Raw genomic sequence first — 12,141 nt, forward strand, 5'->3', positions numbered from 1 at the left:
GATTCTCCTCTACCAGCCTCAGTGGGCCGCGCTCATGTCGCTGGCGTGTTTCTGGACATACTGGGTCAGCATGCGTGCCTGTTCCGGGGTGAGGGAGGTACGAGACTCCATCCCCTTGATGACGCCGATCCACTGGTTGGCGTTGAAGTGATCCAGCGCGGTGAGGCCGTGGCAACCGGTGCAGTTGTTGGACATCAGGGTGGAGGCGTACTGCCACAGCTTGCCCTGATCGCCGATGAGCTGGCTCTCGTCTACCCAGGCGGTCAGGCTGACCTGATGCCAGGTGAGGTTGGTGGCGCTGTCGGTTTCGCTCTTGCCGGTGACCAGCGCTTTCTTGGCGGCATCGCCGACCAGCACGCTGAGGATCCGTTTGCCGGGGGCGGCGTAGAACACTTCGCTCACGCCATCCTGCTGCCAGCCATCGATGCGCACCCGGGCGCGGCCATTCTCCTTGCCCATCATCTCAACCTGAGTGGAGGGCATCAGGGTGCCTTCATCGGTCTTGGCGTTGGCATCCAGATAGAGCGGGGTGGTGGCGATGGCGTAGCGGGTGGTGACGCTGGCCGGGGTCTGGGCGGCGGCCTGCGCCAGTTCGCTGGCACCGGCGGCAGCCAGACCGCTCATGTCGGGCATGATGTGGGCGACGCCGCGGTGGCAGTCGATGCAGGTCTGGCCATCCTTGATGGCGATGGGGTGTTCGGCGCGGGCGTTGGGGCGCTGGGCCAGAATGTCCATGGCTGCGTAGCTGTGGCAGCTGCGGCAGGTAGCGGAGTCATTGGCTTTCAGCTCGTCCCACACGGTCTGGGCCATCCGCAGCTTGTGGGCTTCATACTTTTCTGGGGTATCGAGGGTGCCGATCGCCTCGTGATAGATATCCTTCACGGCGCGGATCTTGGTCCACAGATAGGAGGTAGGGTCGCCCGGGATGTGGCAGTCGGCACACTCGGCGCGGATCCCCTTGGTGTTCTGGAAGTGGACGCTGCCCTGATACTCGGCCAGCGGGGTCTGCATGGAGTGGCAGGAGACGCAGAATTCGGTGGAGCTGGTCTTGTGCAGCACGGTCACGGTGACGCCGAGGGCGGCGATACCCAGCATGGCGCCCAGCAGCAGGAGCCAGAACCAGGGTTTTCTTATCAGTTTTCCAATCATGGGGGCTGTGTCCTGTGGTCGATGAATACCAACATAGTAGTAGGTACATGGTAGTCATCAGGGGGGCAGGGGGCGTTGACCTCAATCATGGTTTGAATTTTAAGATGTGCGTCACATTGTGATTCATGTTTTGTTATTGACTGATTTGTCGAATTTAGTTCTGAAAATTGTCGATTTAATGATTATTTTACTTTCTTCTGCCGCTGTTAGCCCCCTCGCAAAACCCTGACGGATTCGTTGATATAGTCGGGATTGAGCCTCAACGGAGTGTCGCTGATGAGCCCTTTCTCCCTGCTGTGTGTCGCCGCCGATGTCCAGCTGCTGGCCGAGTTCGAACAGGAGCTGGCCCCGCTGCTCAGCCGCTTTGCGCTGGTGGTCGCCACCGGGCAGGAGTCGGCCGAGTTGGCGCTTGAGGAGCTGGAGCGCAAGGGGCAGCCGCCGGCCGTGGTGGTGTGCGACAGTGATCTGGGGGATGGCCGCGGGGCCGACTTTCTGATCCGACTCGGCAGCCAGCACGAGGCGTGCCGCAAGATCCTGCTGGGCAGCCAGCCCGAGATGAAATCGATCATCGAGGCGGTCAACCTCGGCCGCCTCGACTACTACCTGCAGCGCCCCTGGCGCGACGGCAGCCTGCGCCGCGCCGTCATCGAGCAGGCGAGCCAGTTCGTGCTGCACTGCCCGGAGGCGGATCTGCTGAGCTATGCAACCGTGCTCGACAACCAGCGACTGCTGCGGGCCCATGTCGATCGCCAGTTGGCCGAGTATCGTCAGGGCTTTATGGATTACACCCGCTGCAGCGACGAGGAGTTGTCGCGGGTGGTGATCGACGGCCTCTACCAGTTTTTCGAAGGCAACGACGAGGCGCGGGTCTGCCGCCACTACAGTCCGGGCCATGTGCTGACCCGCGAGGGGGAGCCCAACAGCTTCCTCTGGTTTATCGCCAAGGGGGAGGTGGTGCTGCGCAAGCGCGACGCCCACGGAGTCGATCAGGAGGTGGTGCATTACCGCTCCGGCGCGCTGGTGGGGGGCATGTCCTTCGTCACCGGCGAACCCGCCTTTACCACTGGAGTGACCCTGACCGGCGCCGAGGTGATCAAACTCGACAAGCTGCAGTTCTCCCGCGTCATGGAGGCGCGCAGCGAGCTGCTCCCCTCCTTTACCAACCTGCTGCTGCGCCATTTCAACCGTCGCCTGCAAAACAGCATCCGCACCGAGATGCGGTTGCAACAGACCCTCGACTCCCTCGAAGCGGCTCATGCCCAGCTGATGGAGAGCGAGAAGATGGCGATGCTGGGGCAGCTGGTGGCCGGTGTCGCCCACGAGCTCAACAACCCGGTGGCGGCCATTATCCGAGGCAGCGAGACCCTGCGCGCCGCCATCCCCGATCTCATCAACCTCGAACTGCCCGCCCCCCTCAAGGGGCTGGGCAATCAGACTCTCTGTCAGGCGCTCTCCTCCCAGCCGGTCTCGACCAGCGAGATCCGCGACAAGACCCGGCAGGCCGAACGGCGCTTTGGCGAGCGTCAGCAGGCGCGGCTGGCGGTGCAGATGAATCTGGATGACGAGCTGAGCTGGCAGCGCTGGTTTGCCGGACGCACCGCCAGTGAGCGGGAAGCACTGCTGGTGCAGCTGGAGCTGTTCCAGCAGACCGGCAGCTTCCTGCGCAATATCGAGGTGTGTGCCCGCCGCATCGGCGATCTGGTCAAGAGCCTCAAACAGTATGCCCGGCAGGACAGGGACGAGCCCTCGCTGGTGGACTTGCACGAGGGGCTGGAAGATACCCTGCTGATGTTTGAGAACCGCCTCAAGCAGCATGAGCTCTGCAAGGAGTACCAGCCGCTGCCGCTGGTGCGCTGCCATCCCGCCGCCCTGCAGCAGGTGTGGACCAACCTCATCGCCAACAGTCTGGATGCCATGAGCGAGCCGGGTAGATTGACGGTGCGCACCGGCCTGCCGGAGCCCGGCTGGGTGATGGTGGAGGTGGAGGATAGCGGCTGTGGCATCGAGCCCGAGCTGTGGCAGCGGATCTTCGATCTCAACTTTACCACCAAGCGGGAGGGGCACTTCGGTCTCGGCATTGGCCTCAGCGTCTCGCTGCAGATCGTGCAGCAGCATCACGGCCGGATCGAGGTGGCCTCCGAGCCGGGGCGTTACACCCGGATGCGGGTATGCCTGCCGCTGGGGGATATCGGGATGGCCGACTACGGGGGAGAGCCCCGCCACAACGAGCATGCGGCCTGAGCGGACGCATCTGCCAAAAGAGGGCGTGCCGTGGTGCGCCGCCAAGGAGGAGCAATGAACAAACACTATCTGATCCTGTGCGTGGACGATGAGCGGGAGGTGCTGGAGGCGGTGCTCCACGACCTCGCGCCGTTTCGCAGCCATTTCGAGCTGGATGGCGCCGAGAGCGTCGATGAGGCGCGCGAGGTGGTGCACGAGTGGGAGCGGGAGGGGGGCAGGCTGGCACTGATCCTCTGCGATCACATCATGCCGGGAACTTTGGGGGTCGACTTTCTGGTAGAGCTGAACCGGCGTAGCGCGACCCGGGCCAGCCGCAAGCTGCTGCTCACCGGGCAGGCGGGGCTGGAGGCGACCATAGAGGCGGTCAATCGCGGCGGATTGCACTACTACCTTGCCAAACCGTGGAAGCTGGAGACCCTGCAGGAGGCGGTGCGCGAGCAGCTGACCGACTACCTGCTGGCGGAGGATGGCGACAACGCCTTCCACTATGCCCCCGTGCTCAATCAGGCGCGGCTGTTTGCCGCCATTCACGACAATCCGTTCGACGAATAGTCGCGGTTGGGCTTTATTGGTGGGCGCTGTATACTGTCTGCATATACAGTGTTTCAGGTAGTCACCGATGCGACTCTTTATCGCCGAGAAGCCCACTCTGGGGCGCGCCATTGCCGATGCCCTGCCCAAGCCCCACAAGAAGGGCGACGGTTTTATCGAGACCGCCCAGGGGGATGTGGTCACCTGGTGCATCGGCCATCTGCTGGAGCAGGCAGAACCGGATGCCTATGACGCCGCCTTCAAGCAGTGGCGGATGGAGCATCTTCCTATCGTCCCCGCCCAGTGGCAGCTGGTGGCCAAGCCCAAGACCAAAACCCAGCTCACCGTCATCAAGCGGCTGATCAAGCAGGCCGACTGCGTGGTCAACGCCGGTGACCCGGACCGGGAAGGACAACTGCTGGTGGACGAGGTGATCGACTTTCTCGGCTACCCGAAAACCAGGCCGGTGCAGCGCTGCCTCATCAGCGATCTCAACCCGCCCGCGGTGCGCCGTGCTCTCGACAAGCTCAGAGACAACAAGGAGTTCGTGCCGCTGGCGGTCTCGGCGCTGGCTCGCAGTCGGGCCGACTGGCTCTACGGCATCAACATGACCCGCGCCTACACCCTGCTCGGACGCAAGGCCGGTTGCAGCGAGCTGCTCTCGGTTGGTCGGGTGCAGACCCCGCTGCTCGGGCTGGTGGTGCGGCGGGATCTCGAGATCGAGGCCTTCGTCCCCAAACCCTTCTACGAAGTGCTGGCCCATCTGCTGACCGATAGCAACGAGCGCTTCACCGCCAAGTGGCTGCCGTCCGAAGCCTGCCTGCCATGGCAGGACGAGGAGGGGCGGGTGCTCAACCGGGCGCTGGCCGACAAGGTGGTGAGCCGGATCAACGGCCAGCCGGCACAGGTTGAATCGGTGGAGGAGCAGGCCCGCAAGCAGGCGGCCCCGCTCCCCTATAACCTATCCAGCCTGCAGATCGATGCCGCCAAGCGCTTCGGCATGGATGCCAAGCGGGTGCTCGACATCTGCCAGAGCCTCTACGAGCGCCACAAGCTCATCACCTATCCGCGCTCCGACAGCCGTTATCTGCCGACCGACCACTTCAAGCGGGCCGAGCAGGTGCGCGGCGCCATCGCTGCCACTGCTCCAGCGCTGGCCAGAGCGGTTGCCGAGGCTGATGGCAAGATCCGCAGCAAGGCGTGGAACGACAGCAAGGTGGATGCCCACCACGCCATCATCCCCACCGAGAAGCAGGGCAACCCCGCCACTCTGGGGGCCGACGAGGCGAAGCTTTACGGCCTGATTGCCCGCCAGTACCTGCTGCAGTTCTATCCCCCGTTCGAATACAACGACAGCAAGGTGCTGCTGCGCATCGCCGGTGGCCTGTTTCAGGCCAAGGCGCGGCGCATTCTGAAAGCGGGCTGGAAGGCGTTGCTCGGGGTGGAGGAGGATGACGACGAAGAGAAGGCGGGCACGCTGCCCGCGCTGAAGGAGGGCGAACAGCTGCTCTGCGAGCGGGGCGAGTTGCAGGAGAAGATGACCCAGCCGCCCAAGTCATTCACCGATGCCACCCTGCTGGCGGCCATGACCGGCATCGCCCGCTATGTGCAGGATCCCGAGATCCGCAAGACCCTGCGCGAGACCGACGGCCTCGGCACCGAGGCGACCCGTGCGGGCATTATCGATCTGCTGTTCAAGCGCCGCTTTCTGGTGCGTCAGGGCAAGAGCATCAAGGCGACACCGACCGGGCGGGCACTGGTGCAGGCGCTGCCTGCCACTGCCACCACGCCGGATATGACGGCGCTGTGGGAGCAGAGCCTCGGCCAGATCGCCGAGCGTCACGGCAGCTATCAGCAGTTTATGGGGCCGCTCACCGAGCAGCTGCACGGCCTGATCGAGGGGGCGCGGCAGGACTCTGGCACCAGCTTCAGCGCCCTGCCCAAGGAGGCGCCTGGGGCCGGCAGGCGGCGCTTTGCCAAGCGCAAGAGTCCGGCTGCTGGCGGCGCAGCGCCCCGCAAGAGTTCAGGCAAAAGTGCAGGCAGGAGCACGGGCAAGCGGACGACCAAAAGCCAGGCTGCCTGACCATGGGGAGTCGGCAGGAAAAGGAGAGGGGCCATGATGGCCCCTCTTTTTGTCGGCGTAACGACCAGCGGTCATTAACCGGTGTAGACGCTCTCTTCCGGATACTTTATGCGGGTCTCACTCGGGCGGGCCAGCATAAAGGCGAGGGTGAGCGGGCCGAGACGGCCGCAGATCATCACCAGCACCAGAATGAATTTGCCCGGGCCGCTCAGGCTCGGGGTGATGCCGGTGGAGAGACCGACGGTGGCAAAGGCCGAGATGGTTTCGAACATGATTTTGTCGAACGGCAGGGCGTCGGTGATCATCAGCAGGAACATGGCCAGCATCAGCACCATGGTGCTGACGATGATGATGGCGAGCGAGCGGGTGACGATCTGGGGCGACAGGGTGCGGCCGAAGGCGGTGACGTGAGGGCGCTTGGTAAGAAACGCCTTGGTCGCCAGCAGCACCACGGCAAAGGTGGTCACCTTGATACCACCACCGGTGGAGGTGGCACCGGCACCGATAAACATCAGCATCATCATGAACAGCAGCGAGGCGGGCACCATCTGGCCGATGTCGATGGAGTTGAAGCCCGCGGTACGGGCGCTGGCCGACTGGAAGAAGGCCGCCAGCAGCTGGCCGCCAATACCGGCGTTGCCAAAAGTGCCCGGGTTGTTGCGCTCCAGCAGCCAGAAGACCACGGTCCCCAGCAGCAGCAGGGCCGGCGTCATCAGGATCATCAGCTTGCTGTGCAGCTTCAGTTTGCGCCAGCGACGGTTGCGCACCAGATCGACGATAACGGTAAAGCCGATACCGCCGAGGATCAGCAGGCCGGCGATGGTCAGACAGATGAGGGGGTCATCCCGGTAGCTGATCAGGTTGTTGGCAAACAGCGAGAAACCTGCGTTGTTGAAGGCTGAGACAGCGTGGAAGAAGCTGACATAGAGGCCGCGACTCCAACCCATTTCGGGCACCCAGCGAATGGCCATCAGGCCGGTGCCGATCAGCTGGGCGATGAAGGCGAACAGCACGATACGCTTCACCAGCTGGATGATGTTGACCGAGCCCTCCTGTCCCAGCGCCTCCTTGGCGAGTACCTGCTGGCGCAGGCCGACCCGCTTGCTGAAGATGGCGATGAGCAGCAGGGTCATGGTCATCTGCCCCAGCCCGCCAATCTCCATCAACATGATCAGAAAGATCTGTCCCTGCAGGGTGAAGGCGGTGCCGGTGTCCACCACGCCAAGACCTGTCACGCAGATGGCCGAGGTGGCGGTGAACAGGGCATTGATGAAGCTCACCTCGCCGTTATGGCTGGAGGGCTGCACCAGAAAGATGGTGCCTATCAGCAGGATGATCAGAAAGCTGCCAAGGATCAGCTTGGCCTCGCTCCAGCGGGAGTCATCGTCCCGGTTGAGGGTGAAGGCAAAGCTGTTGCGCCAACGGGTCATAGGGTTTCCAGCCAGTGGTCGATCGCGTGTTTGTTGCCTGCCAGGATGAGGATGTCACCCAGTTGCAGCTCCATCTTGCCGGTCAGCACGTTGTGCAGCACATCGCCGCGCTTGATGGCGAGCAGCTGGAAGTCGTTCTGCTGCAACAGGTGGAAGTCGCTGAGTGCCTTGCCATTTTGCTGCAAACCGATGACGAACTCGGTCAGCACCATGTCGTGACCCAGCTCGAGATAGTCGAACAGGCGGTTGTCGAGCATGCTCTGCGCGACCCGGCGGCCCATGTCCCACTCGGGGTTGATCACCTTGTCGGCGCCCACTTTCTGCAGGATCTTGGCGTGGAACTTGTCGCGTGCCTTGACCCACACCTTCTTCACGCCCGCTTCTTTCAGCACCAGGGTGGTGAGGATGCTGGTTTCCAGGTTGTCACCGATGGCGACGAAGACGATGTCGAAGTTGGCCAGCCCCAGCTCGGCGACGGTGGCCTCATCGGTGGCATCAGCCACGACGACGTGGTTGCAGAGGGTGGCGATTTGGCGGGTCTTGCTCTCGTCGATATCGATAGCCAGCACCTCGGCATCCTGCCGCTGCAGCTCTTCGCACAGCGCGCTGCCAAACAGGCCCAGGCCGATGACGGCAAACTGGTTGTTCATGAGTTATTCCTCAACAGTTGAAGCTGACTACTCTAAACCACTGTTATTCGTCCGAAAAGAGCACAGATTTTTCGTCACCGGCAACTTGAGTTAGACTGCGTCCTTGCACCAAGCCGGGATAGACAGATGAAACTGAATGCCAACGCCTCCTTGTTGAAACTCAACACCCTCTCCCTCGATGCTTACTGCCTCTGGTTGGCCGAGGTGGAGCTGATCGCTGATCTGGCTGCCCTGCGAAGTGATGCCGAACTGAATACGCTGCCCCGTCTGAACCTGGGTGGTGGCAGCAATGTGCTGTTTACGACCGACTTCCACGGTCTGGTGGTGCTCAACTGTCTCAAGGGTATTACCGCTCAGGATCAGGGCGATCACTGGCTGCTCCATGTCGCAGCGGGTGAGGATTGGCATCAACTGGTCTGCCATACCCTGCAACAGGGCTGGTACGGACTGGAGAATCTGGCGCTCATCCCCGGCACGGTCGGTGCGGCCCCGGTGCAGAACATCGGTGCCTACGGGGTCGAGCTGGCGAACTTCTGTGCCTATGTCGAGGCCTTCAACTGGCAGAGCGGCGAGATCGAGCGGATCGAGGCGCAGCAGTGCCGCTTCGGCTATCGCGACAGTATCTTCAAGCACGAGTATCAGGACTCCCATCTGATCACCGCAGTCGGCCTCAAGCTACCCAAAGCATGGCAGCCGGTGCTGGGCTATGGCCCGCTGGCCGCGCTTGGCGACCAGCCGAGTGCGCAGGCCATCTTCGACACCGTCTGCGCCACCCGCAAGGCCAAGCTGCCGGATCCCGCCGTACTCGGCAACGCCGGCAGCTTCTTCAAGAATCCGGTGGTGCCCGCCGCGCTGGCCGATTCGCTCAAACTGACATATCCGCAGATGCCCTGTTATCCGGCCGGGGAGGGGCAAGCCAAGCTGGCGGCTGGCTGGCTCATCGATCAGTGCGGTCTCAAGGGATTTGCCATCGGCCGCGCCGCCGTTCATCAGGAGCAGGCGCTGGTACTGGTCAATCTGGGGGGCGCCAGCGCCATGGAGCTGATCGCGTTGGCGGCCCACGTGCGCGACAGCGTGGAGCAGAAGTTTGGTGTGGTGCTGGAACACGAGGTGCGCTTCATGGGCGCGCAGGGTGAAACCTGGCTCGATGAGGTGCTCTCATGACGTTGACTCCCATCAGACAGACCCTGATCACCCTGCTCAGCGACGGCCAGTTTCACTCCGGCGAACAGCTGGGCGAGCAGCTCGGCATCAGCCGGGCGGCAGTGAGCAAGCATATGGCCGCACTCAAGGAGCTGGGGCTGGATCTCTTTAGCCTGACCGGCAAGGGCTATCGGCTGGCGGTGCCGATGGCGCTCTATGACGAGGCGCAGTTGCAGGCGCTGGCCCCGATGGCCCCGGTGCACTGCTTCCCGGTGATCGGTTCGACCAACCAGCATCTGCTGGATAGGGTTAATCAACTGCGCTCTGGCGAGAGTTGCCTTGCCGAGTGCCAGACTGCCGGGCGTGGTCGTCGTGGCAAGCCCTGGGTCTCGCCGTTCGGGTGCCAGCTGATCCTCAGCATGTACTGGCGGCTGGAGCAGGGGATGGCTGCCGCCATGGGGCTGAGTCTGGCGGTCGGTGTTGCCGTAGTGGAAGCGCTGGAGTCTCTCGGTTATCACGGCGTCGAACTCAAGTGGCCCAACGACCTCTACTATCAGGGGCGCAAGCTGGCGGGCATTCTGGTGGAGATGAGTGGCAGCGCTGGCGCCAGTTGCCATCTGGTGATCGGTATCGGACTCAATCTGGCGATGCCGGCCCGCGAAGGGGAGAAGATCGATCAGGCCTGGGCCGAGCTGCGCCACATCAATCCCGAGCTGGTTGATCGCAATGAGCTCGCTGCCCGGATGATTGCCTATCTGCAGCGGGCGATGCAGACCTTCGAGCAGAGCGGATTGGCGAGTTTTGTCGATCAGTGGAACCGGCTCGACCACTTTGCCGGTCGCCCTGTCCGTCTCTTGATGGGGGAGCAGGAGATCCGCGGTATCGCCCGTGGTATCGACGATCGCGGCGCCCTGCGGCTGGAGACGGAGGAGGGCACCAAGTTCTATCTGGGTGGCGAACTATCCCTGCGTCGGGGTGATTGAGTGTTGCGCTTGGCTATAATCGTTAGCGACAAAAAAGAGAGGGGGCCTGCGGGCCCCCTCTCTGTTATCCGGCTATCCGCAGCGGTGCGAACTGCCGTGCTTATTTGCGCAGCTTGATCTGTTCGATGGCGTGCTCGTTGCCCTTGGTCAGGATCAGGTTGGCCCGCTCCCGGGTCGGCAGGATGTTCTCCTGCAGATTGAGATAGTTGATATCCTGCCAGATGTTGTTGGCGATCTGGGTCGCTTCGCTCTCGGTCAGCTTGGCGTAGTGGTGGAAGTAGGAGTCCGGGTCCGAGAAAGCACCACTGCGGAATTTGAGGAAGCGCTCGATATACCAGGTGCGCAGCAGGTCGGCTTCGGCATCCACATAGATGGAGAAGTCGACGAAATCCGAGACAAACACCCGGTGCGGCTCCTGCGGATAATCCATGCCGCTCTGCAGTACATTGAGCCCTTCCAGGATCAGGATGTCCGGCTGCTCTACCACCTTCTTCTCATCAGGGATGATGTCATAGATAAGGTGGGAGTAGACCGGCGCTTCCACCTTCTCGTGACCAGCCCGGATATTGGCGACAAACTCCACCAGATGGCGGATGTCGTAGGATTCCGGGAAACCCTTGCGACGCATCAGGCCACGCTCCTCCAGCACCTTGTTGGGATAGAGGAAGCCGTCGGTGGTGACCAGCTCCACTCGCGGGTGCTCCGGCCAGCGTTCCAGCAACGCCTGCAGGATACGAGCCGTGGTGCTTTTGCCTCCCGCCACGCTGCCGGCGATGCTGATGATATAGGTACCCTTGCCGCGTGACTGGCCGAGGAACTGTTCAAGTACCCGGCTACGGCGCTGCTTGGCTTTGACATAGAGATTGAGCAGGCGGGAGAGGGGCAGATAGATCTCCTCTACCTCCTTCAATGACACCTTTTCGTTGATCCCGCGCAGGGTTTGCAGATCGTGTTCGGTCAGGGTCAGGGGGACCGAATCGCGCAATAACGCCCATTTTTCGCGGGTGAATTGCAGATAGGGGTTATGCTCTGTCGTCATGGTGTCATCACTGTTTCTTTGGCACGGCGACCATACACCAAGGGGTGGAGAGCGACAAGGGACGCATCCAGATTGGCCTGAATCCCTCCACTTTTTTGCCCGGATCCCGGCAATAATCCACATTTTGCAAGGTGCAATGGTTGCATCCCCCAAATCCTTACAATAAAATGCGCGACGCTTGGATGTCTGTCGCCTGTTTGCTCGGCAAAAGCGATAAAAAACAGTGGGTGCAAGCAGAATTACCACTGTGACAATCTGGCATCTGGAGGGGTTCCCGAGCGGCCAAAGGGATCAGACTGTAAATCTGACGGCTCTGCCTTCGAAGGTTCGAATCCTTCTCCCTCCACCATATTTCTCTGCGGTTTGAGTTCTTTGGGTTAGAGAAATGCGGGCATCGTATAATGGCTATTACCTCAGCCTTCCAAGCTGATGATGCGGGTTCGATTCCCGCTGCCCGCTCCAAGATGCTGATATGGCTCAGGCGATACCAAGAGCTACACCCTCAGGGTGAAGTCGGCAGTCGAACCTGTCTGTCAGCACCAGCCTCTCTTCCCCACCAGATTCAAATCCATCATATAAACTGTTCTGTGGTTAGCTTGCCACCGCGTACTCAGCGTTAGTTTAGAGGGACGATCATGTCTAAAGAAAAATTTGAGCGTAATAAACCGCACGTTAACGTGGGTACCATCGGCCACGTTGACCACGGTAAAACCACCCTGACTGCAGCTATCACCAACGTGCTGGCCAAGCACTTCGGTGGTAAAGCTTTCGCCTTCGACCAGATCGACAAGGCACCGGAAGAGCGTGAGCGTGGCATCACCATCAACACCTCCCACGTAGAATACGACACCGCTACCCGTCACTACGCCCACGTAGACTGCCCGGGTCACGC

At 61.8% G+C, this 12,141-nt stretch carries 10 protein-coding genes and 2 tRNA genes; 8 read left to right on the forward strand and 4 right to left on the reverse strand.

From position 1 onward, the window contains the following. Positions 1–18: 18 nt before the first annotated feature. Complete coding sequence (locus tag NOM67_RS17455) at positions 19–1,149, reverse strand: NapC/NirT family cytochrome c (RefSeq protein ID WP_255938945.1); 1,131 nt, start codon at positions 1,147–1,149, stop codon at positions 19–21. 276 nt (positions 1,150–1,425) lie between these two features. Here NOM67_RS17455 and NOM67_RS17460 point away from each other — a divergent pair, with 276 nt between their 5' ends. The 3 genes from NOM67_RS17460 to NOM67_RS17470 all read left to right on the forward strand — a co-directional run bounded on the left by NOM67_RS17460 (position 1,426) and on the right by NOM67_RS17470 (position 6,004). After that, on the forward strand, positions 1,426–3,390 hold the full coding sequence (locus NOM67_RS17460) for an ATP-binding protein (RefSeq protein WP_201909027.1): 1,965 nt from the start codon (positions 1,426–1,428) through the stop codon (positions 3,388–3,390). Between the two features lie 54 nt (positions 3,391–3,444). Beyond that, positions 3,445–3,942 (forward strand): response regulator, encoded by a 498-nt coding sequence (locus NOM67_RS17465; protein WP_071913853.1) that lies wholly within the window; start codon positions 3,445–3,447, stop codon positions 3,940–3,942. Positions 3,943–4,009: 67 nt separating this feature from the next. Then, positions 4,010–6,004, forward strand: coding sequence for a DNA topoisomerase III (locus NOM67_RS17470; RefSeq protein ID WP_255938946.1), 1,995 nt, complete (start codon positions 4,010–4,012; stop codon positions 6,002–6,004). 74 nt (positions 6,005–6,078) lie between these two features. On the opposite strand, the gene NOM67_RS17475 is transcribed toward NOM67_RS17470, so the two are convergent. Next, positions 6,079–7,434 carry a TrkH family potassium uptake protein gene (locus NOM67_RS17475; RefSeq protein WP_255938947.1) on the reverse strand — a complete coding sequence of 452 codons (1,356 nt, stop codon included), beginning with the start codon at positions 7,432–7,434 and terminating at the stop codon, positions 6,079–6,081. Continuing rightward, positions 7,431–8,084, reverse strand: coding sequence for a TrkA family potassium uptake protein (locus NOM67_RS17480; RefSeq protein ID WP_041209574.1), 654 nt, complete (start codon positions 8,082–8,084; stop codon positions 7,431–7,433). The genes NOM67_RS17475 and NOM67_RS17480 overlap by 4 nt, the downstream gene beginning before the upstream one ends. Positions 8,085–8,210: 126 nt before the next feature. Between NOM67_RS17480 and murB the strand changes: the two genes are divergently transcribed. Continuing rightward, complete coding sequence (murB, locus tag NOM67_RS17485; RefSeq protein ID WP_255938949.1) at positions 8,211–9,248, forward strand: UDP-N-acetylmuramate dehydrogenase; 1,038 nt, start codon at positions 8,211–8,213, stop codon at positions 9,246–9,248. After that, positions 9,245–10,210, forward strand: a complete 966-nt coding sequence (gene birA / locus NOM67_RS17490) for a bifunctional biotin--[acetyl-CoA-carboxylase] ligase/biotin operon repressor BirA (RefSeq protein ID WP_219276994.1) — start codon at positions 9,245–9,247, stop codon at positions 10,208–10,210. Before murB ends, birA begins: the two co-directional genes overlap by 4 nt. A 100-nt stretch (positions 10,211–10,310) precedes the next feature. Here birA and coaA read toward each other — a convergent pair whose 3' ends face one another. Then, positions 10,311–11,249: a type I pantothenate kinase gene (gene coaA / locus NOM67_RS17495; RefSeq protein ID WP_033114855.1), complete on the reverse strand. Its 939-nt coding sequence runs from the start codon at positions 11,247–11,249 to the stop codon at positions 10,311–10,313. Between the two features lie 264 nt (positions 11,250–11,513). On the opposite strand from coaA, the gene NOM67_RS17500 reads away from it, so the two are divergent. From NOM67_RS17500 to NOM67_RS17510, 3 genes are all read left to right on the forward strand, one after another. Continuing rightward, positions 11,514–11,598 (forward strand) — tRNA-Tyr (locus tag NOM67_RS17500). A gap of 38 nt (positions 11,599–11,636) precedes the next feature. Further along, positions 11,637–11,711, forward strand: a tRNA-Gly gene (locus NOM67_RS17505). A 173-nt stretch (positions 11,712–11,884) separates the two neighbouring features. Beyond that, positions 11,885–12,141 (forward strand): GTP-binding protein (locus tag NOM67_RS17510; RefSeq protein WP_017765121.1); only part of this gene is annotated, 257 nt, incomplete at its 3' end.

It is taken from the genome of Aeromonas sp. SG16 (assembly GCF_024436135.1).
Lineage (GTDB): Bacteria > Pseudomonadota > Gammaproteobacteria > Enterobacterales > Aeromonadaceae > Aeromonas > Aeromonas jandaei.

What these genes read in the sequence shown, in the direction of transcription:
- NOM67_RS17455 (WP_255938945.1), bottom strand. Translation starts at nt 1,149, where the DNA reads ATGATTGGAAAACTGATAAGAAAACCCTGGTTCTGGCTCCTGCTGCTG.
- NOM67_RS17460 (WP_201909027.1), top strand. Translation starts at nt 1,426, where the DNA reads ATGAGCCCTTTCTCCCTGCTGTGTGTCGCCGCCGATGTCCAGCTGCTG.
- NOM67_RS17465 (WP_071913853.1), top strand. Translation starts at nt 3,445, where the DNA reads ATGAACAAACACTATCTGATCCTGTGCGTGGACGATGAGCGGGAGGTG.
- NOM67_RS17470 (WP_255938946.1), top strand. Translation starts at nt 4,010, where the DNA reads ATGCGACTCTTTATCGCCGAGAAGCCCACTCTGGGGCGCGCCATTGCC.
- NOM67_RS17475 (WP_255938947.1), bottom strand. Translation starts at nt 7,434, where the DNA reads ATGACCCGTTGGCGCAACAGCTTTGCCTTCACCCTCAACCGGGACGAT.
- NOM67_RS17480 (WP_041209574.1), bottom strand. Translation starts at nt 8,084, where the DNA reads ATGAACAACCAGTTTGCCGTCATCGGCCTGGGCCTGTTTGGCAGCGCG.
- murB (WP_255938949.1), top strand. Translation starts at nt 8,211, where the DNA reads ATGAAACTGAATGCCAACGCCTCCTTGTTGAAACTCAACACCCTCTCC.
- birA (WP_219276994.1), top strand. Translation starts at nt 9,245, where the DNA reads ATGACGTTGACTCCCATCAGACAGACCCTGATCACCCTGCTCAGCGAC.
- coaA (WP_033114855.1), bottom strand. Translation starts at nt 11,249, where the DNA reads ATGACGACAGAGCATAACCCCTATCTGCAATTCACCCGCGAAAAATGG.